The sequence below is a fragment of the Ruegeria sp. Alg231-54 genome, from assembly GCF_900143525.1.
Classification (GTDB): Bacteria; Pseudomonadota; Alphaproteobacteria; order Rhodobacterales; family Rhodobacteraceae; genus Ruegeria.
The window spans coordinates 137,947-164,372 of record NZ_FREZ01000008.1 but is presented as its reverse complement, the minus strand read 5'-3'; the positions used below and the strand labels follow the sequence as shown (position 1 = coordinate 164,372).

The window sequence follows — 26,426 nt, the reverse complement described above, 5'->3', positions numbered from 1 at the left end:
CTCTGACACCCTTATGCACGACAGCCAACCACTGTACCTTGCGTCAGGTCAAGTTTTGGAAAACAAGCCAGCCAGAGCACGTTTGATGATGCCGCGGGTCGATGGCTTGTGCCGATCCGAAAAAGGCAGCGGACGGCAGACCTCCATCGCGGCGACCCCGACCCGCGCACTTAGCGCGCCGTTGACCAGCCCTTCGCCAAACCGGCGCGACAGCTTGCTAAGGATAGATCCCCCAAGCACAGGTTCCAGCAGGTCGTCCCCGACGGCCACGGCCCCGGTGGCCACAAGGTGCACGAACACAGCCCGCGTCAATCGCCAACTGCCCAAAAAACCTGCGCGCCCGCCATAGATTTCAGCGATGCGCCGGATCATCCGCAACGAAGCGGCCAGCGCGGTTGCAACATCCGCAAGCGCTAAGGGCACCAACGCCGTCACCGTTGCAACCTGCCGCGCTGCAGCCTCGACTTCGCGACTGGCAGCGACATCCAGCGGGGCCAGCAGCTCGTCCTCGGTCAGGGTCAGCAGACCAGACGCGTCAAATTGTTCGTCGATCCGTTCGGACAGCCGATCGCGCCCCCAACGGGTTTCGTCTCGGCCTTTGTAAAACGAGATCAATCGGTTCGTGACTGCGCGTGCCTGCGCCAGATTATCTTCGGCCAAGGCAGTATCGGCGGCGCGCCGCATCCCGTCCACACGGGACAACCGCCCGATTGCGGCCAGCTCGCGCACAGCGATGATCAACGCGACCAGCACCAGTGCTGCAAACAAACCCGTAATCACCCATCCCATGATCGGCGCGCGGAGAATCAGGGAATTCACAAAGTCCCAAGCCGCCACGGAAACAACAGCCCCAAGGGCGGCAAGCGCCAAACCCCAGAACCACCGCGACAGGGCCGAAGGTTTGCGCGCCGCCAAACGCGCCGCACCTTGCATCGCCTGACCCTGAGGTTGTGCGATATCCGGGACCGGAGGTGCTTGCGACACATCAGCCGCGGGTTCATCACCCTCCAGATCAATCAGAACCGGCCCCTTAGGCATTGGCTGCTCCTTCACTGTTCCAGACGTACTTTATGTCCGGAAGGTTCTCGTCATTGTCAGCGCCGCTGCTGCGTGCAACCTCGGTAAAGCCGTTGCGCTCATAGAACTGGCGCGCTGGATGGTTGGCCTGAAACGCAAACAATGACAATTCGGACCGGCACGATTTGGCATGTTCAAGCAATTGCTGACCGATCCCCTGCCTCCGCACCCCAGGTGCCAGGTACAGTGAGTGGATTTCGGCACCGTTGAGCGCCAAAAACCCGATCACACCGTCACCGGTTTCGGCCACGGTCACCCAATCCAATTCAATCATACGGCCACAAAACGCGATGGTTTCCGCCTGCGAGTGCAGTTCCGGCATCCAATCGTTTTCACGGGCGAAGCCATGCAAAATCTCTCCGGTGGCACCGGCATCCGTGCTGCGGGCGGGGCGAAGAATGACATTCATAGCCGGTCTCCGACCAGGAACTGGGCTGCGCGGTCCAGCCGTATGTGTGGCGGGCCATCCCCTGGCCGCAGTGTCAGGTGTGCCGGCGCGAATGCCATGAACTCATAATCCTCGCCCAGCCAGCCTTCGGACCCGTTGCGCGCCGGGCCAAGCAAATGCGTCGGATCTTCGGGCAGATCACCGGGATAGAAAGCGGCCTGCTTGCCGCTGTTCAGCAAGGTACCACGCACGCAGGGCAGCTCGGCCCCGTTATGGGTGCGGATTTCCTCGGTCGTTGCCCTTAACGAGGCCAGCGACAGCGCCGCCGTCTCGGCCCCGGCGAAGCTGGCGCGATCGCGCGCCTCGCGGGTCAGGGCCTCCATGATATTGGTCAGGCGGTGGTGTTGAAGATGGTGCAAATGGTCCGCCTTGGTGGCCGCAAACAGGATGCGCTCGACCCGTTTGCCGAGCAACAGCTGGCTAAGCCACGCATTTCGTCCGGGCCGAAACGCCGACAGGATATCGGCCATCGCGCGACGCATATCCTCGACCGCCTGTGGCCCGTTATGGATCGCCCCCAGTGCGTCCACCAAAACCACCTGACGGTCGATCCGGGAAAAATGATCGCGGAAAAACGGTTTCACGACCTGAGATTTATAGGCCTCGTATCGCCGGGCCATCTCGCGGTGCAGACTGCGTCGCGGGCCGTGACCCTCGACCGGCAAGGGTGCAAATGTTAGCACCGGCGAGCCTGCCAGATCGCCCGGCAGCAAGAACCGCCCTGGCGTGCAGTCGTAAAACCCGGCATCGCGGGCTGCGTTCAGATAAGAGGCGAATTCTTTGGCCAGTGATTGGGCCTTTGGTTCGTCGTGGCTGTCAGAAGAGTCAACCGCCTTTGCCTGCGCCAGAAAGGTCGTCGCCTCATTGCGATTGGCGATGCGCTCCAGTGTTTCCTGCGACCAGACCTCATAGGTTTTGTCCAGCAACGCAAGATCCAGCAGCCATTCGCCGGGGTAATCCACGATATCCAGATGGATAGTGCGTGGTCCCTGCAACCCTGACAAAAGCCCCGCGGGACGGGCTTTGAATGATAAACGCAGTTCTGACACTGCGCGCGTACTTTCGGGCCAGTGCGGCTGAAGCCCGGTCAGCGCGGCCAGGTGATTTTCGTAGTCGAACCGGGGCACGGTGTCGTCTGGTTGCGGCTGCAGGTAAGCCGCGTTGATCCGCCCTTCTTGCTGTGCCACGAGGCCCGGCATCCGCCCCCGGTCCAGCAAGTTCGCGACCAGAGACGTGATGAATACTGTCTTTCCTGAACGCGCCAGCCCGGTGACACCCAGTCGGATCACCGGCTCAAACAATGCCTCAGACACGCGGTCACCCACGGATTCGACGCCGCGCGTCAGACTGTCTGCCAGAGATGAGATGACCAAACCGTCGCCCCGCTTTTTTCGTTTTTCCCAAGATAGGTAGCGGCTGTCGGACATACCAGCGCTTTCCCACTCTTGCCCGTTGCGGCGCGGCGCGTTACCAGCAGCCCATGCCTAGATACGCGCTGAAAGTCGAATACCAGGGGGAACCGTTTGCCGGATGGCAGCGGCAAAAGGAATTGCCGTCTGTTCAAGGGGCAATCGAACAGGCCTTGTCATGTATTCAACCCGGCGATCACACAATTGCCGCGGCCGGGCGTACAGACGCGGGTGTGCACGCACTAGGACAGGTTGCGCATTGTGATCTGATCAAGGACTGGGATCCGTTCCGCCTGTCTGAGGCGCTGAACTATCACCTTAAACCGCAGCCTGTTGCCATCGTTAAAGCAGCACGGGTAGACGATGACTGGCATGCGCGGTTTTCAGCTCTCGAACGGCAATACCTGTTCCGTATCCTGATGCGCCGCGCACCTGCTACGCATGACGCTGGGCAGGTCTGGCGGATCAACCATCAACTGGATGTGGACGCAATGCAGGCAGGCGCGGATATGCTGATCGGGCGGCATGATTTCACCACGTTCCGGTCTTCGATTTGTCAGGCTGCAAGCCCGGTCAAAACCTTGGATGAGCTGCGGGTCGAACAGGTTGAAGGCTTTTCCGGACCAGAGGTTCATTTTCACGTTCGCGCCCGGTCTTTCCTGCACAACCAAGTGCGCAGCTTTGTTGGAACGCTTGAACGTGTCGGTGCCGGAACATGGTCGCCCGAAGATGTACGGGATGCTTTGGAGGCCACAGACCGCGCCGCTTGCGGGCCGGTATGTCCACCGCAAGGGCTGTATCTGGCGCGGGTTGGGTACCCGGAGCCCGTGTTCGATTAAATCGCGCGCAACAGCAGACCGCTTGCAATCACGGCGATCAGCAGCCCCGCCACCAGTTCAATCGTCGGAGCCAGGACCGAAGCAAATCGCGTCGCCGAGGCTGAGGCCAGCAGCCCTCCGCGCAAACCAAATGAGGTCCAACCGACAAGCGTTGTAACGGTCGCTGTCCCCAACGCCATGGCGAAAGCACCGGCAATGCCAACCATTGCGATGCCCATCTGCCAGGTCAGGATCAGCACAAACAGCGCTCCGGTACAGGGACGTGCGGCAATCCCAGCGATCAGTACCGCGGCTTCGCGCAGGCTGCCAACTTGGGCCACTTCGTCGGCGGTGGGACCGTGGCGATGCCCGCAATCTGCGCAGACGCCATGGTCATGGTCGTGATGTTTGTGGTCCTCGTCGTGCGGGTGATGATGGTCGTGCTTGTGCTCATGATGATGGGCTTTTTCGCTGCGATGACGTCGCGCGAAACTGCGAATGGATCGAAAGATCAGCCACAATCCAATCGCCGCGATAGCACCATAGCTGATCGGAGCCATGACCCGTTCGGTGGTATCGACAAGGCTTGCCCGGGACATCTGGAACACCAGTACCCCGGCATAGACAAGAACAACCGCAGTGACTGCCTGCCCCAGGCTGGACAACAAGCTGATTGCAGACAAACGCAGGAACGCCACGTTGCGTCCCAACCCATAGCCACCAATCAAAACTTTGCCGTGGCCGGGGCCGATGGCGTGAAAAAAGCCGTAGGCAAAACAGACCGTCAGCAGCGTCGCTACAGCCTCGGGCTGTTCCGCGCGGGCTGCGCGTAGGGAACGCGCGATCTGATTTTGGAACTCGCGCTGCTCACCCGCAGCCCATGCGGCCAAGTGGTCAAAGCCACCACTGCCCCAGAACCACAGCAGCAAACCAATGGAGATGGCGACAGGAATAATCAGGTACTTGGACATGAAAGGCGGATCTCGGACGCAAAGTTTTCCCCAACCAGCGGGATATCGTTTTCTTCAAGGTCATAGTCGGCATCCAGGGTCTGCAGGAACGCCTGCATCTGCGCCAGTTGCCCGTCAATATCCGCGTCAATCCGGCTGATCTGACAAGCGGCGGGCCCGGACACCGTCACCGGGCGGGTCACTTCATAAGCCGTGTAATAGGATTCATCATATGCTTTGGCGACGACGGCGGTTGCCGGCACTCCGCCGCCTTCCACCGCGCGCAGGTGGGTTGTCACGATACGGCCATCTTCGGTGGTGGCTTTGGCCTCCATCGGCCCCGACAAGACGACAGGCGCGCCATCGGCCAACACCACAAGATCGCCGTTATATCCTTCGACCCACTGGGCATCAAAGCCGGACAGAAACTTTTCTTCGCTCTCGGTCAGAATGCCATCGGAATCCTGATCCAGCTTCATATCTTCAAGCTGAAACAAAGAGAAAAGCTCATCATACACCCAAGTCACCCTGACATGAGTCAACTGGCCGCTGTCGTCCACAATGAATTCCAACCCGGTGTCGATAAAGACATGCGGGTGGGCCAATGCCGGAACCGGCAAGCAACAGGAGAAAAGGGTTATTAGCCATCGCATAGGCGAAAGATAGGGGCTTGGCCCGTGCCCGGCAACGTGTTTCGGCGGGCCTGTGCAGGATCCGCCCAAACCAGTCACTTCGGCGGGAACAAAACCAGTGTCTGCAACGCTGTTCCAACCGGGCCTTCGGTGTCGAATAGAACCGATTGCGACATCCCTATTCCTGACGGTTGCCAATGGGATACGGACTGCGAGGCCAACCAGTCCGATTTGGGTTCACGATGAATCTGGACCGTCAGGTCGGTGTTCATGAACCCCATCTCGGACGTCGGTGCATTCCATGAAATCCCGTTGCCACAATCCGCCAGCGGACATAGCGCCTGAATCGGCGATTGCACCTCGTCTTCCAACAGCGTCGGGGTGCGCATCCAGATTGTCTTTGGACCGGCTTTCTGGTTGCCACCCTTGGGGTAGAGAATCTCCGAATGGTTTGCGAACCCCGGCAGGTCATGACGGATTTCGCCAATCGGAAACGGCCCGGTCACCGCATCGTCGAGTTCGGGCGTCGGCAACGTGATGTTCGGAACCGACCCCAAATCGCGGCGCACCATATGCATCGTGGTGGCCGTGGCACACAGCGTATCGTCCAGATCGTGCACCGTGACACGGGTTGTAGCCAGCGTTTTGGTGTGGCGCGTGGTTTCCGCCGCCACCCGCAGACCTGTCAGCGGCAGAGGGCGCAGCAAGTCCACGGTCAGCCGTGTCAGCATCTTTTCCGGCCCAACCTCTGTTTCGGCCGCGCGGACGATCAGCCCCGCGACCGGGCCCGCATGGCAATGACCCGCAGACCACGGCCCGCGTGCGGGATCATTGCCGACAAAAACGCCGTCAGCCCGAGCGTGGAAATAGGCTTGTTCCTTCAGATCTGGTTTCAGCACCATCTAGAACCTCAGACTTTTTCCTGGGTATGCTTCTTCAACTCGGCCCGCGCCACCTGACGGCGGTGTACAGCATCAGGCCCATCCGCCAGCCGCAATGTACGCACATGGGTCCAGGCCGTCGCCAGCGGCGTGTCCTGACTAACCCCCTGCCCGCCGAACATCTGAACGGCCTCATCGATGACTTTGAGTGCGACACGCGGGGCGACGACCTTGATCTGGCTGATCCAGGGAGCCGCCGCGCGGGCATCGCCCTGATCCATGTACCAGGCAGCTTTCAGGCACAGCAGGCGCGCCATTTCAATCTCCATCCGGCATTCGGCGATGATATCGAAATTCGCCCCGAGTTGCGCCAATTTCTTGCCGAAGGCTTCGCGCAGCAGCGACCGTTTGCACATCTGCTCCAGCGCCGTTTCAGCCTGACCAATTGCGCGCATGCAGTGGTGGATACGGCCGGGCCCAAGACGGCCTTGCGCGATCTCGAACCCGCGGCCTTCGCCCAACAGGATGCTCTCTGCTGGCACGCGAACGTTGGTAAAGCGAATATGCATGTGGCCGTGCGGGGCATCATCGTGGCCGTAAACCTGCATCGGTCGCAGAATCTCAATCCCCGGCGCATCAGCAGGCACAACAATCATCGACTGCCGCTTGTGTTTGGGTTGCTCGTCGCCCGCCGTCTTGACCATGACGATATAGACCTTGCACCGTGGATCACCCGCCCCCGATGACCACCATTTTTCCCCTTTCAGAACAAAGTCATCCCCGTCTCGCACACAGGACATCGACACGTTCGTGGCATCCGATGACGCCACATCCGGTTCCGTCATCAAATACGCGGACCGGATATCGCCGTTCAGCAGGGGCTTCAGCCACTGCTCTTTCATCTCGTCCGTGCCATAACGCTCGAACACTTCCATATTACCGGTATCGGGGGCTGAGCAGTTGAATACTTCGGCCCCAAGGGGCGTCTTGCCCATCTCTTCGGCGAAATAAGCATACTCGACCGTCGTCAAACCAAAGCCCTTGTCGCTGTCGGTCAGCCAGAAGTTCCATAATCCGGCAGCCTTGGCCTTGGCTTTCAGCCCTTCCAGGATTTCCGCCTGACGTTCGGTGTATTGCCAGCGGTCGCCCTTATCGATTTCGGCCTGGTATTCTTCTTCCAGCGGCATGATCTCATCCCGGATCATATCTGCCACACGTTGCAGCAGCGCGCGATTTTCTTCGCGCAGACCGAATGACATGTTCATGAGCTTTCCTCCTCAGGCCCAAAGAGCGGGCTTTACCTTTGAACAGAGAATGACTTAGCTGCCGATAGAATGTCTAGCTGTGTGACGGAACGTCAACTCAATCAAAATGAAATTGCGAGGGTGATTCATGGCGCTATTGATCGAAACCGGGCTGACCGACTGGATAAGCGATGATGACATCGCCAAAACGATCCGAAACATACACCCCGGCACGGATGTGCGCACCCGGGAAACGATTGGAGATGCAAGCGAAATCACCATGGTCGCTGTTGTCGGCCTGAACAACGACCACCCCAAACGGCTGCCGAACCTGCAACTGGTCCAGAAACTGGGCGCGGGCGTCGAAACGATTGTTGGCAACCCGAGCCTGCCCGAACACGTCCGTATCGCGCGACTCAAACCCGATGCGCCGGCGCAGGGCATTGCCGAGTGGTTCGTCGCCTATGTCCTTCACCACCAACGGAACATGGCTTTTCACGAAGCTGCCCAGCGCAAAGCAGAATGGGTGCCCAAAGCGCCGGTATTCACGCCGGACACCGTAGTGGGCGTTCTGGGCCTGGGCCATATCGGCGCCCGCAGCGCCAGGATGCTGCGCGCCATCGGATTTCAGGTCATGGGATGGAGCAGATCCCGGAAAGAGATTGAGGGTGTCACCTGCCTGCACGGCGAGGATGCGCTGCCGACGTTGCTAGGCCAATGCGACCACGTTTGCGCAATTCTGCCGTCCACGCCGCAAACCGTTGGCTTGTTCGATGCGCAGATGCTGGCCGCCATGAAACCCGGCAGTCAACTGTTGAACGCAGGGCGTGGTGATCTGATTGACGAAAATGCGCTGATCAAGGCCTTGGACCGGGGAACGCCCGGCCACGCCGTTCTGGACGTAACCAGTACAGAACCCTTACCGTCAGACAGTCCGCTCTGGGCACACCCGGGCGTCACAATCACTCCGCATGTTTCTGGCTGGCACTTAGGTGAAGCACTGGCGGACGTTGCCGAGAATTTCCAACGGTTGTCCGCAGGAATGCCCTTACTGCACGAGGTCGACCGCACACGCGGCTACTGAGTCGAAATCAAGGTGTCAGAACCCAGTTCCCGCCGGCGTCCCGGCAATTGCGGGTTCTGACCTCGCGTGATTGTTCGGCCCCGGCGGGCACGATGAAATGCTGGAGATGCACGCAATTTTCCCGGACCTCGCGCACTCGGACAGTGCCTTTTGATCCGGTGTCGTCGTTCGACCAAGTGCGTTCGGTTCCGACCTGAGGCATTCCATCTGTCAACATCGCGTTAGTCGTGGCGTTGACGACACTATAGTCCTCAGGGCTCAATCCCATTTCTGCGATGATTCTCGAAAGTGGCTTGGCCTGTGCCAGTGAAACCGCGCCGATCACAATGGCTGCTGCAAAAAAAGGTGGAATCCAAGCTTTCATGATCTTCTCGCCTCATTGAAATAAGTTTGGTCACAAGACTATACCGCTGGGGAACGGGGGCCAAGCCCCGCTGGCCGACCTTCAAATAATACCGAAATAACCTATCGCGACTCGGGTGCTAGGACCATCGGCCCAATCCCCGCATAGTGCCCCAAACACGAACCAGAGGCATGAAATGGCACAGCCCACCTATTATGCGCCCACAGGCGGACACCCCGGACAAGACCAGCTGTTGACCGACCGCGCCATGTTTACCGAAGCCTATGCGGTTATCCCCAAAGGCACCATGCGCGACATCGTCACCAGCAACCTGCCGTTCTGGGAAGGCACACGGCTTTGGGTCCTGTCCCGCCCCCTAAGCGGATTCGCCGAGACGTTTTCGCAATACATCATGGAAGTTCAGCCCGACGGCGGCAGCGACCACCCTGAAACAGACGCCAAGGCGCAGGGTGTTCTCTTTGTGGTCGAGGGTAAAGTGACCCTGACATTGGGTGGCACTGAGCATGTCCTCGATACCGGCGGATACGCCTATATCCCGTCGGGATCGGACTGGACCCTGCACAACCGCGCCGAAAAAACCGCCCGATTCCACTGGGTTCGCAAAGCGTATGAAGCCGTTCCCGGCCTGCCTGCTCCAGATCCGATCATCACAAATGAGCGCGATGTATCGCCCGTTGAGATGCCCGGCACTGAGGGGAGCTGGTCCACGACCCGCTTCACCGATCCGCAGGATTTGCGTCATGACATGCACGTCAACATCGTAAATTTCGAACCCGGCGGCGTGATTCCCTTTGCCGAAACCCATGTCATGGAACACGGTTTGTACGTTCTGGAAGGCAAGGCGGTCTATCGGCTTAACCAGGATTGGGTCGAGGTAGAGGCCGGCGATTACATGTGGTTGCGCGCCTTCTGCCCGCAGGCCTGCTACGCGGGCGGACCTGGTCGCTTTCGCTATCTGCTTTACAAGGATGTGAACCGGCACATGCCGCTGATGTTGTCCAAACGCTAGGCTTTTAAACGCTTTTTTCGGTCAGGGGTTCACAGAAGCGCGTGAATCTGGTGAAATGACAGCGAATTTTAGCACTGGAGATTGTTCAATGGTACTGCGTGTAACGATGCTGGCACTGGCTGCTGCGATTGGTTTGACGGCATTTGATGCAACGCCTGTCGCCGCAAAGGAAGAAACCAAGCAGGTTTTTGTCATGAGCCGCACCTGGGCGGTGACACAGGTCTCGGACGCTCCGGTCGTATACCGTGCGACGCGCGACAACAACAACCTGAACCCCTTTGGCCCACCGCCGCGCTTGCGCACCATTCAGGCCATAGCCGCCTTTCAGCAAGCGACCGGGTGCAGACCGATCGTGGCCAGCATGTACCAGAACATTTCGGGTCAGTTCTTTTCGCAGGTCAGCTGCAACTGACCATAGGTCACAACGGGCATTGAGCTATCGGCAGAGCACTGCCATAGCTTGCGCATGAAACTTGCAATCAACGGATTCGGCCGTATCGGCCGCACAATCCTGCGGCAGCTGCTGGCTTTGCCGCAGGACACGGATATTGAGCCGGTTCTGATCAACGACATCGCCCCGCTTGAGACCTGCGCCTACCTGTTCAAATATGACAGCACCTTTGGCCCCTACGCTGGAGCAGTAGAACAGGGCGACGCGGCGATCGTCGTCGATGGGCGCACAATCCCAATGACGCACAGTCCCAATCTGATGCATGTCGACCTGTCTGATGTTGACGTTCTTATGGATTGCACCGGTGTTGCCCGCACCTCGGATGTGGCCAGTCAGGGCCTGACCGCCGGGGCCCGCAAGGTGCTGATCTCTGGCCCCTCGCCCGCGACCGAAATCACCATCGTTCTGGGGGCCAACGAAGATCAGTTGGGCAATGCTCGCATTGTGTCCAACGCGTCATGCACAACTAACGGGCTTGCGCCCTTGGTCAAAGTGCTGGACCAAATTGGCGGGATCGCGTCAGCCCATATGACAACGATACACTGCTATACGAACAGCCAACCTATGGTGGACGCACCACGCGGCGATCTCGCCCGTTCGCGCGCGGGCGCGCTGTCGATGGTGCCAACCACGTCAAGCGCCACTCATCTGATCGACGAAGTCATGCCGCATTTGGCTGGCCGCATCTCGGGCGCTGCTGTTCGGGTCCCGACGGCCAGTGTATCCGCCATTGATCTGGTGGTGACGCTGGACCGCGGAATGTCACCCGAGATGTTCGAAGCCGAACTGCGCGCGGCCGTCCAGACATCGCCCGTGCTGGGTTGGACAGATCACCCTCTGGTCTCGTCAGACCTGCGTACACGCCCAGAGTCACTGGTTATCGCGGGACCCGAAACACGCATGGTCGGCGAACATCAGGTCCGTGTTTTCGGCTGGTATGACAATGAGTGGGGATTTTCAGCTCGCATGATGGATGTTGCCCGTCTTATGACAGATAGCTGAATTTGCGGGGGCGCAGCGGGCGGGCTTGCCCGCGCGCTGCTTGGCCCAACAGGTCACAAGCATCTGTGATGCGCATTGACCGGGCGGGAGAACCCTATCCGCTTATGACCTCAAACGGGGTGTCAAACCAAAACTCCTCCAGATTTGAACCCCCACCAATCCGATCAATCACAGCGAATAAGCCGGGCCCGTGCAATGGGGTCAGCACCCCATGCCAAGTGCCGCGAAAATAGTTCACACCCTGTCCGGGCTTGGTCACAAATGCCTGCGGATGTCCGGGCCGCCCGCCCTCATCCGGGGCCACGACAACCAGAAAAGGCTGATGTGTCATTGGGATGAACGCCTGACTGCCCTCGGGGTGACGTTCAACCATATCCAGTTGATAGGGCAAGGATCGCGGGTTGGCGTTGAACAGGCTGATCCCGGCGCGTCCGTCTGTGAAATCCAGTCGTGCCAGATCATGGAACCGGCCACATTGCCCCTGATTGATGATCTTGTCCGGATCACCGGTCACTTCGATGACATCACCAAACGGGGCAAATGCCTTGGCCGTCAATGGCGCAGTCCTGACTTGCGCACTCATGAGGGTAAAACGTCCCGCAACCGGAATTCGGCGATCCGCTCGACCTGACGGCAAGCCTCGGCGAATTCGATGTCCTTATCCTGATCGATCCGCCGTTGAAACGCCTGAAGGATAGACGTTTTGTCGTGATCACGTACGGCGATGATAAACGGAAAGCCGAATTTCTCAGTGTATTTCTGGTTCAACTCGGTGAACGTCGCACGCTCTTCATCTGTCAGGGCATCCAATCCGGCCGAAGCCTGCTCGGACGTGCTTTCGTGAGTCAGCCGTTTGGCCTGCGCCAGCTTTCCGGCCAGATCCGGGTGCGCGGTCAGGACACCCATCCTTTCGTCCGCAGAGGCGGAACGGAACGTGCGTGTCAATGCGCTGTGCAGCCCTCCGGCTGTGTCATGCGCCGGTCCCAATTCCAGCTCATACGCCCGTTCAGCGATCCAGGCGGAATGCTCGAAGATGCCGCCATATGTGGAGACAAACACGTCCCGATCCATCTGAGTAGGTTTCGGATACGGCACCGCCGGATGGTTTTCCGCCCAGTGTTCGGCGATCTGCAACCGTGTTGCAAACCAGACATCAGAAAAGCCGCGCGCGTATTCCAGAAACCGTTTCAACGCCATCACCCGGCCAGGTCGTCCGATCAGGCGGCAATGCAAACCGATCGACAGCATCTTGGGCGCTCCGGCCTCGCCCTCGGCGTAGAGCGCATCAAAGCTGTCCTTGAGGTAGGAATAGAACTGGTCGCCCGAGTTGAAGCCCTGCGGCGTGGCAAAGCGCATGTCGTTGCAATCCAGTGTATAGGGCACGATCAACTGATCCCGCCCACCAGTCTGCATCCAGTACGGCAAGTCGTCCGCATATGTGTCGGCCACATAGGCAAAGCCACCTTCTTCTGCCACCAGACGAGCGGTGTTTTCCGAACATCGCCCCGTGTACCAACCACGTGGTCGTTCACCGACGACTTCGGTGTGAAGGCGGATCGCTTCGGCGATCTGTGCGCGCTCTTCATCTTCGGGCATGTCTTTGTGCTCGACCCATTTCAAGCCATGGCTGGCAATCTCCCACCCCGCTGCCTTCATCGCGGCCATCTGATCCGGCGAGCGAGCCAAAGCTGTTGCAACGCCATAGACTGTTATTGGCAAGTCCTGCATCAACCGGTGCAGTCGCCAGAACCCAGCGCGAGAGCCGTACTCATAGATCGACTCCATGTTCCAATGGCGCTGGTCCGGCCATTGGGCGGCCCCCACGATTTCGGACAGAAACGCCTCGGACGCCGCATCGCCGTGCAGCACGCAATTCTCGCCGCCCTCTTCGTAGTTCAACACGATCTGAACGGCCAGCTTTGCACCGCCTGGCCATTGGGCGTTCGGCGTGTTGGCACCGTAGCCAATCATGTCACGAGGATAGCGAGGGGGCTGCATGGCATCTTCCATTCTTAATCTTTTGAATAGCCTTACCCCAGAAACACGCCGATGATTATCAAATCAATCCAAACGCTGTTTCCGGTTCTTTCGGCATTTCCACTGTTTCAAACTTTGCGTCAGACTGTAACAAAGCAAAAGACAAATCAAAGGAGAGACCCGTGGCTGGCTATCTGACGACCCATGTTCTGGACACTGCACGCGGCTGCCCGGCTGAAGGATTGAAAATCGCACTCTACCGGGTGTCGGGGAACTCCCATCGCAAAATCGCCGAGATGGAGACCAATTCGGACGGTCGCACTGACAGCCCAATCTTGCCACAAGACTCTTTCAAAACTGGTACTTACGAGCTGGTTTTCTTCGCAGGAGACTATCTGCGCGCATCGGGCCAGGCTGCTGATGACCCGCTGTTTCTGGATCAGGTGCCGCTCCGGTTTGGCATGTCTGATGCCGAGGCACATTATCACGTGCCTCTGTTGCTGTCCCCTTACGGCTATTCGACCTACCGAGGCAGTTGAACTGCGAGATGGGGCTGCCGCTAAGCGGCAGCTTTATTTGTCAGCAGATTCCGACCCACGCACGACCTTACCGATCCGTGCAATCATGAAATCCATAAACAAACGCGCCTTGGGGTCCTGATGGCGGCGATGCGTGTAAAGGCAAGCCATTTGCACCGAAACCGGTGGTGTTTCGACCGCAACAGGCACCAAATGCCCAGCGCTGAGGTGCTCAGCCACCTCAAAAACCGGTTTCATCGCGATCCCCTGCCCTGACAGCGCCCAGTCTGTCAGCACATCCCCATCGTCACATTCAAACCGGCCAGAGACTGCGAACCGTTTGGGACCGTCAGGTGTCTCTAGCTGCCACTGAAACTCGGTCGCGCCGGGAAACCTCAGGTTCAGGCATTCATGGCGCTGCAACACCAGGTCCGCGCCCGTTGCTGGCATGCCCCTGCGTTCAACATAGGCCGGAGCGGCACACAGCACGCGCTGACAGTCGGCGATCTTGCGAATGCGCAAAGTACTGTCTTCAGGTTGGCCGATGAAAAAGGCTAAATCCAAACCTTCGGTCGTCAGATCAACGGATCTGTCCGTCAACCGCAGGCGCACATCGATCTCGGGATATTCCGCAAGGAAATCAGGTACGTGTGGCGCCAAGACCCTGCGCCCGACCCCTAGTGGAGCAGCCACAAACAGCGATCCGCGCGGTGCCTCAGTCAGGTGGACAACCTGCGCTTCGGCATCGTCTACCGCATCCAGAACAGCCACAGCACCGGGATAGAATGCCCGCCCCTGCTCTGTCGGGCTCAGGTTGCGCGTCGTTCTTTGAAACAGGCGCACGCCCAGATGATCTTCAAGCTGAGATATCCGCGCCGACGTCACCGCAGGCGAGATTCGCAGGTCTCGCCCTGCAGCGGACATGCTGCCAAGGTCATAAACCCTGACAAAGGTACGGATGTTGTCGAGATAAGACATTTTTTCGTTTTTTTTGATACAGTTTGACAATATCAGGGAATACCGAAGAAAGTGCCCTTTGCCTAGTGTGTCGGCAACCAATCGGAGAGCTTTCTCATGTACGACTTCGCCGTGTTCTGGGACTGGATGGCTTTTGCCGTGCGCTGGCTGCACGTTATTACCGCCATTGCCTGGATCGGATCCTCATTTTATTTCATCGCACTGGACCTTGGTCTGAACCGCGACATCCCCGGCCCGGCGGATGGCGAGGAATGGCAGGTTCATGGCGGCGGTTTCTACCACATCCAGAAATACCTGGTCGCGCCCGAACGGATGCCGGAACACCTAGTTTGGTTCAAATGGGAAAGCTACGCGACCTGGCTCAGCGGGGCTGGGTTGCTGATGATCGTGTATTGGGTTGGCGGAGAACTGTATCTGATCGACGCACAAAAAGCCGATCTGGCCCTGTGGCAAGGCATTCTGATCTCGGCCGCCTCGCTGACAGTTGGTTGGCTGATCTATGACTTCTTGTGCAAATCAGGTCTGGGTGAACGTCCGACCCTTCTGATGGTGCTTCTGTTTGTGCTGCTGGTTGTTATGGGCTGGGGGTACAATCAGGTTTTCACCGGTCGCGCGATGATGCTGCATCTGGGTGCATTCACGGCTACGATCATGACAGCCAACGTGTTTTTCATCATCATGCCGAACCAACGCATCGTGGTAGACGATCTGAAGAACGGGCGTACACCTGACCCAAAGTATGGCAAGATCGCCAAGCTGCGCTCGACGCATAATAACTACCTGACGTTGCCGGTGGTGTTCCTGATGTTGTCGAACCACTACCCACTGGCCTTTGCGACAGAATACAACTGGATCATCGCGGCTCTGGTCTTCCTGATGGGTGTGACCATCCGACACTACTTCAACACGCGCCACGCAAGGGCAGGCGATCCGACCTGGACATGGCTGGTCACCGCGTTGCTGTTCATCGCCATCATGTGGCTGTCTACCGCCCCTATGTACAAACCCCTGGAAGAGGCCGAAGCACAGCCGCTGACCCCTTTTGAACAGAAATACGCTGCTGCCGATGGCTTTGAAGAGGCCCATGACGTCGTTTTGGGACGCTGCTCGATGTGCCACGCACGCGAACCGGTGTGGGAAGGCATTTTGTGGGCGCCAAAAGGCGTATTGCTGGAAACCGAGGGCGACATTGCCCGCAACGCCCAGCAAATCTATCTGCAGGCAGGGGTCAGCCATGCGATGCCCCCCGCAAACGTCACTTACATGGAGCCCGCGGACCGCGAGGCAATTATCCGCTGGTTCCGCAACGCAGGTTCCTGATCCCGAGACCGATCAATCACACAGGTTGCAAAATTCAGGCGACGCTGGATTTAGTCTTTTCCTGCAAGGACTCTGATGCTCTAACATGAATGCAATCAGCCGTTGCTTTGCACAAAACGGCAAATGTGATTTCGAGTTGGGGCAGTTGGAGCTATCAGATGCCGGGGAGCAGGCCGCGCGGCTTTTTCAAGAGATGCCTTCTCGGCGCTATCATAGTGACCCTGCCGACCTCATTGGCTGCTTTGGAAACCACCCTGACGGCCCCGGGTGCCTCGAAAGAGCTTGTAGAGCGGATGGAGGAAACCTCCTCTGTTACGACGGCCGAATCCCGCGGGCTGGACACGCCGCTTGAGATCTTGTCGGCCGCGCTTTCGGATTATCGCACACTCGTCCAGATTCTTTATGACGAAGGGTATTTCAGCCCAGTCGTAAGCATCAAACTGGACGGAAAAGAAGCAGCTGAGATCAGCTCGCTCAGCGTACCGGCGCAGATCAATAGCGCGGTAATCACGGTCAACACCGGCCCCAAGTTCACCTTTGGCGAAGCCATCGTACAACCGATTACGCCCGAAACAGTTCTGCCCGAGGAGTTTGCGGTCGGCAAACTCGCGACCACCGGCGCGATCCAACAAGCCGCGTCCGCCGGGGTGCAGGGTTGGCGCAACGCGGGTCATGCCAAGGCCGAAGTTGAAGGCCAGAAAGTCATTGCCCGCCACGCCGAGGCCAAGTTGGATGCCGAGATCGACCTTACCCCCGGCCCGCGCCTGAGATTTGGCAAAATGATCATCAAGGGCGACACCGATGTGCGACACCGGTCAATCGAAAAGATCGCCGGATTTCCGGCAGGCGAGGTATACTCGCCCGAGAAAATCCAGAAGGTCGGCACACGGTTGCGGCGGACCGGGACCTTCAACGTTGTTTCGATTGAAGAGAGGGACACTCCGAACCCGGACGGCACATTGGATTTCGACGCGACGTTTGAAGATCTGCCAAAACGCCAGCTAACCTTTGGCGCCGAGATCGCGTCGCGCGACGGGGTAGACGTGACCGCGACCTGGACGCATCGCAACGTATTCCGGCGTGCCGAACGCCTGCGGTTCGAGGCGGCAGTCCGTAATATCGGCGGTGCCGAGGACATCGACGGCCGGATCGGCTTGCGTCTGGACCAGCCCGACCGGCTTGGTCCCGATGACAACACTTTCTGGAACGCGCTTCTCGAACGGCGCAACACAGAAAACTACAATGTCACCGTTGCGTCGCTGGCCTACGGTGCCCGGCGCACGTTCTCTGATCGGCTATATGCCGAAGCCTCAGCCGGGTTTCAGTGGTCCAGCGCGGACGACGCCTATGGCGATGACCGCAGGTTCCGATATTTCATCCTTCCCTTGCGTTCGGAATGGGACGAGCGCGACAGTAAGGTCAGCGCAACGCGCGGCTTTTATCTGGACGCGCAGATCACGCCCTTTGCTGGTCTGTCCGAAACCGAAAGCGGCATACGCATGTTTTTTGACGGGCGTGGCTATACCAGCCTCGGAACCGGTGGACGGCTGGTTTTGGCCGGTCGCGTACAACTGGGATCAGTGCTCGGGCCGTCGCCGGACGGTGTAACACCAGACTTCCTGTTCTTCTCGGGCGGCGCCGGAACGGTTCGGGGCCAACCTTACGAGAGTCTTGGCATCCCTGTCGGCACTGGTATTGCAGGCGGCAAATCGTTCCTTGGTCTTTCTGCCGAGGTGCGCGGGAAAGTCACCGAAGCCATATCTCTGGTCGGGTTTTATGACTACGGTACGGTGGACACGTCCTCATTCATCGGCAGCGGCGCAGAATATCACGCAGGTGCCGGGCTTGGGGTTCGGTATGATCTGGGCGGATTTGGTCCGTTGCGGCTGGATCTGGCCGTTCCAGTGCAGGGTGACACCGGCGACGGGCTGCAATTCTACATCGGGATCGGACAGGCATTTTGATTGGACGTCGCGCATATCCGTTATTGATCTCGGGGCTGATGCTGTCTGCCCCTTTGCCACTTGCCGCGCAGGATGAAGGCGGCAGCATGCTGGAAAACTTCCTGCAAGATACGCTTTCTGGCGACGACCAAAACGTGACCGTTAAGGGCCTGCAAGGCGCGTTGAGCGCCCGCGCGACAATTGAAGAGATCACAGTTGCCGATGATGAAGGTGTTTGGCTGACCATCAAGGACGCCGAACTTGATTGGAACCGTCTGGCGCTGATCCGCGGTCGATTTTCGGTCAACTCTCTGACCGCGCAGGAAATCGATATTGCCCGTGCACCGGGCACAACGACCAAGGAAGAACCACCTGCTTCGGCGGAAACGCAACCGTTTCAACTGCCCGAACTGCCGGTTTCCATCGAAATCGGTGAAATTCGAGTGGATGAGCTATCTCTTGGTGAGCCGCTGATCGGTGTCGCCGCTGATCTGAGCGTGACAGGCAATCTGACGCTGGCGGATGGGGCGCTGGACACCAATCTGGACGTGATCCGACTGGACCGCGCAGGTGATGAGATCAAGCTGGCCGCTGGTTTCCAGAACTCAACAAGTGAGATCAATCTGGATTTGCAAGTGAACGAGGCCTCTGGCGGTCTGATTTCAACCGCGCTGAAGATCCCTGACAGCCCACCGATCGGCCTGACAGCCAAGGGCGCGGGCCCGCTGTCGGATTTCACCGCTGATATTGGGCTGAGCAGCGACAACCAGATGCGCGTCACTGGGCAGGTTCAGCTGCAGGCGGCCGAGGGCGGCGCAGCGAAAGGCATTGCGTTCACCGCGGATCTGAATGGCGATCTGACCCCCTTCCTGGGGGAGGACGTCGATCCGTTCTTCGGCCCAAAATCACGGCTTTATGTCGATGGCCAGACCAAGCCCGATGGCGCGCTGGACATCTCGGATCTGGAACTCACCACGCAGGCGCTGGATCTGAAGGGTGAATTGCAACTGGCTGAAGGCGGCACTTTGCAACTGGCCGCGCTGCAAGGGCGCATTGCCCCGCCGGATGGGGAAGTCGTCGTGCTGCCGGTGGCAGGAGGCGACACATCGCTCAAGGCGGCACAGATTTCGGCGCTGTTTGACCGCCAGAACGGCAACCTTTGGGATCTGAGCCTGACGGCCAACGAATTTGCATCCCCGCAGGCCAAGCTGGGTGATACCCGGATCACAGCACAAGGCACCCTGGATCAGGGCGAGGTTCTGACCGTCGATGGCGACGTTCAAATCGCGGTCGGCGGAATAGAGATGGCCGATGACGCGCTTACCACGGCTTTGGGCGATCGCATCACGCTTGATGGCCAGTTCGACTATAGCAGCGACCAGTCACTGAACCTGTCTGGTTTCGAGCTTGTGGGCTCTGACTACACGCTGGCGCTGGACGCGCTGATTGCCGGGCTGACCAGCGGCTTGACGGTCGACGGAACGGCCAAGCTGGACGCAACAGACCTGTCGCGCTTTTCGGAACTCGCCAAGCTGGATCTTGGCGGGCAGGTCTCGGCCAGTGTGACCGGAAAAGGTTCACCGCTGGAACGCAGCTTTGACGGCAAAGTCATGGTTCAGGGCCGCGACTTGTCTACTGGCCGTGATGATATCGACCCCGTGATTGCCGGAGAGACCACAATCACTCTGGACGCCAGCCGCGACACAGACGGCATAACTATCCGTGAGTTCGATCTGGACAGCGAGGCCGCCAAAGCTGTGGCCAGCGGTGTTGTGACCACCCCGGACGGCAACCTGACAATTGATGGGCAAGCGCGGGTCAACGCATCGGATTTGTCGGTCTTCTCTGGCTTGGCAAAACGCGACCTTGGCGGTTCACTACAGGCGACCGTGAACGGCACAGGCACGGTACAAACGCTGGAATTTGACGGCACGGCCAGCGTGACAGGTCAGAACGTCAAGACCGGCATGGCCGATATTGACCCGCTACTGACCGGCAGAACCGAGATCGAATGGGACGGTGCCAGAACCGCAGACAGTATCGACATCCGCAGCGCCTCGGTGAATGGCCGCGCCCTTAGCGCACAGGTTCAGGCGACCGTAGACGACCCCACCGGAGATCTGTCGGCAGATGGCCAAGCGAAATTGAATGTGCCGAACCTGTCCCTGTTTTCCGGTTTGGCCGGGCGTGATCTGGCCGGTTCAATCGCGGCAAACGTGCAAGGCAACGGTACCTTGTCTACCCGAGCCTTCGATGTTCAAGGTAACCTCGATGCCAACGACATTCAGACCGGCATCGAGGCCGTGGACAAACTGATTCAGGGCCAGACGACCCTGTCCGTAGATGCACAGAATGGGGAAGAAGGCCTTAGCATTCAAAACTTCCGCCTGAACGGAACGGCCATAACCGCGACGGCTTCGGGCAAGCTGGACCGTCAAGCGGGCGGGCTGGATTTCTCGGTCAAATTGGACGATCTGGCGCGGGTGTTGAACACGATGTCCGGTCCACTGACGTTGGATGGAAACATTGCCCCGACATCCAAGGGCGTGGAAGGCACGGTCAACCTGAATGGCCCCGACAGCTCATACGCCAATCTTGCCGGGACGGTAGACAGCGATGGGTCAGCAGATCTGGACTTTGACGCCAAATTCAACCGGATCGAGCGTTTTGTACCTGAGTTTCCGGGTACAGTGGCCGCCAAAGGCAGCGCCAAACGCAACAAGGGTGTCTGGACAATCGACGCCCAGGCCGACGGCCCTGCGGAGATTAGCGGCAAAGTCTCTGGTACCTTCGACGAAAGCACCGGAGAAGCGGACATGAAGGCCGTTGGCGGCGTCAATCTTGGCATTGCCAATATCTTTATCACGCCCAACAAGATCGACGGCAGCGCTCGCTATGACCTTACCCTGTCGGGCAAACCCGCACTGGAATCCCTATCCGGTTCGATCACCACTTCCGGTACGTCGCTGGCAATTCCCGGCGCGGGACAGACGATCACAGGCATCAGCGGATCGGTCCAACTTGCAAATAGCCGCGCCACGATTTCCCTGAGCGGCGGCCCACGGGCCGGCGGTAATTTTACCGTCAGCGGGCCTGTAGACCTTTCACCACCATTCAATGCCAATATCACGACTGCCCTTAACAGCCTCATATTGACCGATCAGTTGCTGTATGAAACCACGCTGAACGGGCAAATTGCGATGACCGGGGCGCTGGCGGGTAACAGCTCGATCTCTGGACAGATCACGTTTGGCGAAACCAATATCAACCTAGCGGCCGCATCAGGTGCCGTGGGGACGGCTCCTATCCCAGACATCGTGCATGTGAATGAAAGCGGGTCAGGCTATGTGACCCGTGAACGCGCGGGCCTCGTCCAGAAGGAAGACGGCAATAAAAGCAATTCTCGTATCGCCCTGGATGTCAGTCTTTTGGCACCCAAGGCCGTGTTTGTCCGCGGGCGTGGCGTCAACGCAGAGCTGGGGGGAAGAATAAACATCGGCGGCACCACGTCCTCGGTCATCCCATCGGGTCAGATCGAACTGATCCGTGGTAACTTTGACATTCTGGGGCGCAGGCTGGCCCTGACCAAGGGCATTGTGACGCTGCAAGGGGACCTGACGCCCTATATCGAGTTCGAATCCTCGACCAGCACCTCTGACGGCACCGCAACGATCGAGATCGCCGGGCCACTGGACTCTCCTGAGGTTAACGTCTTTTCCGACCCTGAGCGTCCGGCCGAGGAAGCGCTGGCAATGCTGTTGTTCGGCAATCGCTTCTCAGAGTTGTCACCGTTCGTTATCGCTCAGATGGCGGCCTCGCTGGCACAACTCAGCGGCGCTGGCGGAGACGCGACCAAAGGCCTGCGCGAGTCTACGGGCGTCGACACCGTGGACATCGGCGTGTCCGACGGTGGCGCGGGTCGGCTCGGCGCCGGGGCGTATCTGAGCGACAACCTCTACACCGATTTCACCGTCAACACCGAAGGCGACACCGAGGTTAACCTGAACCTGGACGTTACCGACAGTTTCACCGTGAAAGGCACTGTAGATGGACGGGGTGAGACCGGTGTTGGGGTCTTTTTTTCGCGCGACTACTAAGCAGGCCTCAGTTCACTTTCTGCGGATGCCGATCGGGTGTCCGACCTCTGGGGCCGGGTCGATCGCCGCATGATCCCTCACCATGCTCTGAAGACGCGCGACGGCCCAGTCCGGATAGGGAGCTGACCGGCCGGTCGTATGGTTGACATTCATGAACAACGCTTCCTGCGTGGCGCAGACAGCACCGTCTTTTTCAGACACCATCTGTGCGAAATAGTGGCCGCGTTTGTGATCTGCGTCCAGCATCCGAAACCGGATGCTGAAGGCCTCACCTTCCAGTACTTCGCGTAGGAAATTCATGTGGGATTGCAAAATGTAAGGTCCCTGCCCCATCGCATTTACCTGCGCCTCACCCAGCCCAAGATGATCCACCATCAACAGCTCCAGCGCATTGTCGAAAGCAACGCCGTAGTAGCCCACGTTCATGTGACCGTTATAGTCAATCCACTCGGGGCGCGCCTTGAACCCGCGGAATACAAGCGGGGCATCATAGGGTCCGTCATGTCCGGCCAGCGCTTCAGGCGTCAGTTGCATCAAGTGCTCCTTCTTGGGTCTCAAAGATCGCGACCGCGCGGATGAATCCAGCTGAGGCCCCTTTGATCTTGAACGGGAAACAGGAAATCTCGAACCCGGTGGGCGGCAAGGTTTCAAGGTTCGTCAGTTTTTCCATGTGACAATAGCCGACCTCCATCGAGGCCCGGTGCCCTTCCCATATAATTGATGCGTCTTGCGTTTCAGCATATTCCTGCGCGGTCAATGGAAACGGTGCGTCCCAACTCCAGGCGTCGGTTCCTGTCACGCGCACCCCGCGTTTGGTCAGGTACAGCGTTGCCTCGCGCCCTATGCCGCATCCTTTGGCCAGATAGTCCGGATGCCCATAACGCGTGCCAGCCGAGGTATTCACGACCACGATATCCAGTGGCTGCAATTCGTGGCCAATCCGTTTCAACTCGGCTTCGACGTCGGCGGCGGTCGCCACATAGCCATCGTCGAAATGGCGAAAATCCAGTTTCACTCCGGGGTTCATGCACCATTCCAGCGGTACTTCGTCGATGGTGATCGCCCTCTCACCATTGTTCATGGTCGAATGGTGATGGTAAGGCGCGTCCAGATGGGTGCCATTGTGCGTCGCGATCTGAAGGCGTTCGATGGCCCAGCCCTCGCCGCCGGGCAGGTCATCTTTCTGCAGGCCCGGAAAAAAGGACATGACTTGTTCGGCGGTCTGGTCATGGGCCAAATATTCGATTTCGGGTAACATGATCGGCGGGTCCGACACGATGCCGATTTCCAACGGAACTGACAGATCGACGAAGCGGCGTGCCATGTAAAACTCCTCCACCAAGAACGGTGATAGGGTTGGCCACAGGTAAGCTGCTGTCAAGGAAAGAAAAAGGCGACCCAATGGGCCGCCTTTTTAATGGTGCACGTGGCGGATTTACTCCGCCGCGATGGCGTCTTCGATCTTTTCGACGCGAATGGCCGAGAACTTGAACTCGGGGATCTTACCGTACGGGTCGATGGCCGAGTTGGTCAGAATGTTCGCCGCCGCCTCGACATAGGCGAACGGAATGAACACCATATCTTCGGCGATCGCCCGGTCGGCTCGAACCATAATTTCGATCGAACCGCGCCGCGTGGTGAGACGGATCATTTCGCCTGGCTCGATCCCCATCAGTTTCAGCTGGCGCGGGTTCATCGAACAGTTTGCTTCCGGTTCCACAGCATCCAGAACGTTGGACCGGCGAGTCATCGACCCGGTGTGCCAGTGTTCCAGCTGACGGCCGGTTGTGGCAATCATCGGGTATTCCTCATCCGGCGCTTCATCCGGCGGGATGACACTGGCCGGGGTGAACTTGGCTCGTCCGTCTGTCCGCGGGAAGCCATCACCGAACACGATCGCTTGTCCCGGATCGGTTTCACTGAGCGACGGATAGGTGATCGTCTCGGTCTCAAGCCGCTCCCAGGTGATGTTGTCGAGTGACGCCATGGTCAGCTTCATCTCATCAAACACCTGGCTTACATCGGTGTAATCCCAGTTCAGCCCGATGCGCTGCGCAAGCTCGACGGTGATTTTCCAGTCCTCACGCGCCTCACCCGGAGGTGCCACAGCCGGACGCACACGCTGAACCTGACGGTTGGTGTTCGACACGGTGCCGTTCTTTTCATACAGCGCCGAGGCAGGCAGGATGATGTCGGCATAGTTGGCCGTTTCGGTCAGGAAGATATCCTGCACGATCATCAGCTCCAACCTGGCCAAAGCTTCCCGTGCGTGACCAACATCAGGGTCGGACATGGCCGGGTTTTCGCCCTGAATATACATGCCCTTGATGTTGCCCGCATACGCCTGATCGATGATCTCGGTCACAGTCAGGCCCTTCTCGGAAGAGAAGTCGTCCGAGTTCCAGACGTTGTTGAACTTGGCTCGAATGCCGTCATCCGTAACCGACTGATAATCCGGCAGGAACATCGGGATCAGACCCGCGTCAGACGCGCCCTGCACGTTGTTCTGGCCACGCAGCGGGTGCAGACCCGCGCCGGGTTTACCAACATTGCCGGTCATCAATGCCAGCGAGATCAGGCATCGCGAGTTATCCGTGCCGTGGATGTGCTGACTGACGCCCATACCCCAGAAGATCAGACCAGCCTTGGCCTGCGCGAAGGTACGCGCGACACGGCGCAGCTGATCTGGCTCAATGCCGCAGATCGGTGCCATCGCCTCGGGTGTGAAGGCGCGCAGATGCTCTTTTTCGGCTTCCCAGTTCTCGGTCCAGCGGTGGATGTACTGGCTGTCGTACAGCTCTTCCTCGACGATCACGTTCATGATCGCGTTGAGCATCGAGACATCAGCACCCGGACGGAATTGCAGCATTTCATCCGCAAACTTGCGCATACCAACGCCACGCGGATCCATAACGATCAGCTTGCCACCGCGCTTGGTGAACTGCTTGAAGTAGGTCGCCGCCACGGGGTGGTTTTCAATCGGGTTGGCGCCGATGATGATAACCACATCCGAGTTCTCGACCTCGTTAAAGGTGGCTGTCACCGCGCCCGAGCCCACGTTCTCGATCAGCGCCGCCACGGATGAGGCATGGCACAGACGGGTGCAGTGGTCGACATTGTTGTGCTTGAAGCCCTGGCGAATGAACTTCTGGAACAGATAGGCTTCTTCGTTGGTACATTTGGCCGAACCAAAGCCAGCGACGTTGCGCGGATCTTCATCACGCAGCGCCTTCAGCTTGGTGGCCGCCAGATCCATGGCCTCTTCCCAAGTCGCCTCGCGGAAATGAGTGCCCAGATTGCCCGGATCGACATTCAGCCCCTTCGCAGGCGCATCCTCACGCCGGATCAACGGCTTGGTCAGGCGGTGCGGGTGATGGATATAGTCAAAGCCAAAGCGGCCTTTGACACACAAGCGGCCTTCGTTTGCCGGGCCGTTAATACCTTCGACATACTTGACCTTGCCGTCCTTGACCTTCAGCGAGACTTTGCAGCCGACGCCGCAGAACGGGCAGACACTTTCGGTTTCGCTATCGTAATCCTTGCTGTCGCCCTGCTGCTTTTCGTCCAACACAGTAGCTGGCATCAATGCACCGGTCGGGCAGGCTTGAACACATTCACCACAGGCGACACAGGTCGAATCCCCCATCGGGTCGTTCTGGTCAAACACCACCTGTGCGGTGTGTCCGCGACCGGCCATGCCGATCACGTCATTCACCTGCACGTCGCGACAAGCACGGACACAGAGGTTGCAGTTGATGCAAGCGTCCAGATTGACGCGCATCGCAACGTGGCTGTCATCCAGCAGCGGGATCTTCTCGGCCTCCTTCGCCGGGAAGCGACTGTCGCTGACATCGTTCAGCTTGGCCATATCCCAGAAGTGGCTGGCTTTATCGTGCGCCTCTTCGGGTTGGTCGGCGACCAGCAATTCCATGACCATGGCGCGCGATTTCTCGGCCCGGTCGCTATCGGTTATTACCACCATTCCGTCCGCAGCCGGACGGACGCATGAGGCGACCAGAGTGCGCTCGCCTTCCACTTCGACCATACAGGCGCGGCAGTTACCGTCGGGTTTATAGCCCGGCTGCGGCTTGTGGCAGAGGTGCGGAATGGTAAATCCCTGCCCCTTGGCGGCTTCCCAGATGGTCCAGCCCTCGGGCACGGTGACATCATCGCCGTTCAGGTTGAAGGTGACGGTCTTGGTTGGGCTTGCATCAAGCATGGCTC

23 protein-coding genes are annotated in these 26,426 nt (G+C 58.8%); 9 read left to right on the top strand and 14 right to left on the bottom strand.

Features of this window, described 5'->3' with window-relative positions:
* Nucleotides 1–48 precede the first annotated feature (48 nt).
* From DHN12_RS15345 to DHN12_RS15335, 3 genes are read right to left on the bottom strand one after another with little or no spacing between them, the layout of a single operon-like run.
* Nucleotides 49–1,038 (bottom strand): YcjF family protein, encoded by a 990-nt coding sequence (locus DHN12_RS15345; RefSeq protein WP_108860996.1) that lies wholly within the window; start codon nt 1,036–1,038, stop codon nt 49–51.
* On the bottom strand, nt 1,031–1,486 hold the full coding sequence (locus DHN12_RS15340) for a GNAT family N-acetyltransferase (RefSeq protein ID WP_108860995.1): 456 nt from the start codon (nt 1,484–1,486) through the stop codon (nt 1,031–1,033). The genes DHN12_RS15345 and DHN12_RS15340 overlap by 8 nt, the downstream gene beginning before the upstream one ends.
* A complete protein-coding gene (locus tag DHN12_RS15335) occupies nt 1,483–2,898 on the bottom strand; it encodes a YcjX family protein (protein ID WP_108861047.1) in 1,416 nt (471 codons plus the stop codon). The genes DHN12_RS15340 and DHN12_RS15335 overlap by 4 nt, the downstream gene beginning before the upstream one ends.
* A 107-nt stretch (nt 2,899–3,005) precedes the next feature.
* Here DHN12_RS15335 and truA point away from each other — a divergent pair, with 107 nt between their 5' ends.
* Nucleotides 3,006–3,773 (top strand): tRNA pseudouridine(38-40) synthase TruA, encoded by a 768-nt coding sequence (truA, locus tag DHN12_RS15330; protein ID WP_108860994.1) that lies wholly within the window; start codon nt 3,006–3,008, stop codon nt 3,771–3,773.
* On the opposite strand, the gene DHN12_RS15325 is transcribed toward truA, so the two are convergent.
* The 4 genes from DHN12_RS15325 to DHN12_RS15310 all read right to left on the bottom strand — a co-directional run bounded on the left by DHN12_RS15325 (nt 3,770) and on the right by DHN12_RS15310 (nt 7,480).
* Complete coding sequence (locus DHN12_RS15325; RefSeq protein WP_108860993.1) at nt 3,770–4,723, bottom strand: nickel/cobalt transporter; 954 nt, start codon at nt 4,721–4,723, stop codon at nt 3,770–3,772. The genes truA and DHN12_RS15325 overlap by 4 nt on opposite strands.
* Complete coding sequence (locus DHN12_RS15320) at nt 4,708–5,355, bottom strand: DUF1007 family protein (RefSeq protein WP_108860992.1); 648 nt, start codon at nt 5,353–5,355, stop codon at nt 4,708–4,710. Before DHN12_RS15320 ends, DHN12_RS15325 begins: the two co-directional genes overlap by 16 nt.
* Before the next feature lie 74 nt (nt 5,356–5,429).
* Nucleotides 5,430–6,236 (bottom strand): thioesterase family protein, encoded by an 807-nt coding sequence (locus DHN12_RS15315; protein WP_108860991.1) that lies wholly within the window; start codon nt 6,234–6,236, stop codon nt 5,430–5,432.
* An 8-nt stretch (nt 6,237–6,244) separates the two neighbouring features.
* Entirely contained in the window at nt 6,245–7,480 is a 1,236-nt protein-coding gene (locus DHN12_RS15310) for an acyl-CoA dehydrogenase family protein (RefSeq protein ID WP_108860990.1), read from the bottom strand.
* A gap of 127 nt (nt 7,481–7,607) precedes the next feature.
* On the opposite strand from DHN12_RS15310, the gene DHN12_RS15305 reads away from it, so the two are divergent.
* A complete protein-coding gene (locus DHN12_RS15305; protein ID WP_108860989.1) occupies nt 7,608–8,543 on the top strand; it encodes a glyoxylate/hydroxypyruvate reductase A in 936 nt (311 codons plus the stop codon).
* A gap of 7 nt (nt 8,544–8,550) precedes the next feature.
* Here the strand turns inward: DHN12_RS15305 and DHN12_RS15300 are convergent, their stop codons facing one another.
* Nucleotides 8,551–8,907 carry a hypothetical protein gene (locus DHN12_RS15300; protein ID WP_108860988.1) on the bottom strand — a complete coding sequence of 119 codons (357 nt, stop codon included), beginning with the start codon at nt 8,905–8,907 and terminating at the stop codon, nt 8,551–8,553.
* Nucleotides 8,908–9,082: 175 nt separating this feature from the next.
* Between DHN12_RS15300 and DHN12_RS15295 the strand changes: the two genes are divergently transcribed.
* The 3 genes from DHN12_RS15295 (at nt 9,083) to DHN12_RS15285 (ending at nt 11,369) form a co-directional block, all read left to right on the top strand.
* Nucleotides 9,083–9,916, top strand: coding sequence for a bifunctional allantoicase/(S)-ureidoglycine aminohydrolase (locus tag DHN12_RS15295; RefSeq protein WP_108860987.1), 834 nt, complete (start codon nt 9,083–9,085; stop codon nt 9,914–9,916).
* 88 nt (nt 9,917–10,004) lie between these two features.
* Nucleotides 10,005–10,328: a hypothetical protein gene (locus DHN12_RS15290; protein ID WP_108860986.1), complete on the top strand. Its 324-nt coding sequence runs from the start codon at nt 10,005–10,007 to the stop codon at nt 10,326–10,328.
* Between the two features lie 54 nt (nt 10,329–10,382).
* Nucleotides 10,383–11,369, top strand: coding sequence for a type I glyceraldehyde-3-phosphate dehydrogenase (locus tag DHN12_RS15285; protein ID WP_108860985.1), 987 nt, complete (start codon nt 10,383–10,385; stop codon nt 11,367–11,369).
* Between the two features lie 94 nt (nt 11,370–11,463).
* Here the strand turns inward: DHN12_RS15285 and DHN12_RS15280 are convergent, their stop codons facing one another.
* Nucleotides 11,464–11,952: an ureidoglycolate lyase gene (locus DHN12_RS15280; protein ID WP_108860984.1), complete on the bottom strand. Its 489-nt coding sequence runs from the start codon at nt 11,950–11,952 to the stop codon at nt 11,464–11,466.
* A complete protein-coding gene (gene puuE / locus DHN12_RS15275; RefSeq protein WP_108861046.1) occupies nt 11,949–13,367 on the bottom strand; it encodes an allantoinase PuuE in 1,419 nt (472 codons plus the stop codon). The genes DHN12_RS15280 and puuE overlap by 4 nt, the downstream gene beginning before the upstream one ends.
* 161 nt (nt 13,368–13,528) lie before the next feature.
* Between puuE and uraH the strand changes: the two genes are divergently transcribed.
* Nucleotides 13,529–13,885 carry a hydroxyisourate hydrolase gene (gene uraH, locus DHN12_RS15270; RefSeq protein WP_058273190.1) on the top strand — a complete coding sequence of 119 codons (357 nt, stop codon included), beginning with the start codon at nt 13,529–13,531 and terminating at the stop codon, nt 13,883–13,885.
* A gap of 33 nt (nt 13,886–13,918) precedes the next feature.
* Here the strand turns inward: uraH and DHN12_RS15265 are convergent, their stop codons facing one another.
* Nucleotides 13,919–14,842 (bottom strand): LysR family transcriptional regulator, encoded by a 924-nt coding sequence (locus DHN12_RS15265; RefSeq protein WP_108861045.1) that lies wholly within the window; start codon nt 14,840–14,842, stop codon nt 13,919–13,921.
* A gap of 96 nt (nt 14,843–14,938) precedes the next feature.
* On the opposite strand from DHN12_RS15265, the gene DHN12_RS15260 reads away from it, so the two are divergent.
* The 3 genes from DHN12_RS15260 to DHN12_RS15250 all read left to right on the top strand — a co-directional run bounded on the left by DHN12_RS15260 (nt 14,939) and on the right by DHN12_RS15250 (nt 22,202).
* Nucleotides 14,939–16,162, top strand: coding sequence for a urate hydroxylase PuuD (locus DHN12_RS15260; RefSeq protein WP_108860983.1), 1,224 nt, complete (start codon nt 14,939–14,941; stop codon nt 16,160–16,162).
* A gap of 215 nt (nt 16,163–16,377) precedes the next feature.
* Complete coding sequence (locus DHN12_RS15255; protein ID WP_234416656.1) at nt 16,378–18,126, top strand: autotransporter assembly complex family protein; 1,749 nt, start codon at nt 16,378–16,380, stop codon at nt 18,124–18,126.
* Nucleotides 18,123–22,202 (top strand): translocation/assembly module TamB domain-containing protein, encoded by a 4,080-nt coding sequence (locus DHN12_RS15250; protein WP_234416655.1) that lies wholly within the window; start codon nt 18,123–18,125, stop codon nt 22,200–22,202. Before DHN12_RS15255 ends, DHN12_RS15250 begins: the two co-directional genes overlap by 4 nt.
* Nucleotides 22,203–22,214: 12 nt before the next feature.
* Here DHN12_RS15250 and DHN12_RS15245 read toward each other — a convergent pair whose 3' ends face one another.
* From DHN12_RS15245 to fdhF, 3 genes are all read right to left on the bottom strand, one after another.
* Nucleotides 22,215–22,736: a thioesterase family protein gene (locus DHN12_RS15245; protein WP_234416654.1), complete on the bottom strand. Its 522-nt coding sequence runs from the start codon at nt 22,734–22,736 to the stop codon at nt 22,215–22,217.
* On the bottom strand, nt 22,720–23,526 hold the full coding sequence (locus tag DHN12_RS15240; RefSeq protein WP_108860982.1) for a cyclase family protein: 807 nt from the start codon (nt 23,524–23,526) through the stop codon (nt 22,720–22,722). The genes DHN12_RS15245 and DHN12_RS15240 overlap by 17 nt, the downstream gene beginning before the upstream one ends.
* Nucleotides 23,527–23,637: 111 nt before the next feature.
* On the bottom strand, nt 23,638–26,421 hold the full coding sequence (gene fdhF / locus DHN12_RS15235) for a formate dehydrogenase subunit alpha (protein ID WP_108860981.1): 2,784 nt from the start codon (nt 26,419–26,421) through the stop codon (nt 23,638–23,640).
* Between the last annotated feature and the right edge of the window lie 5 nt (nt 26,422–26,426).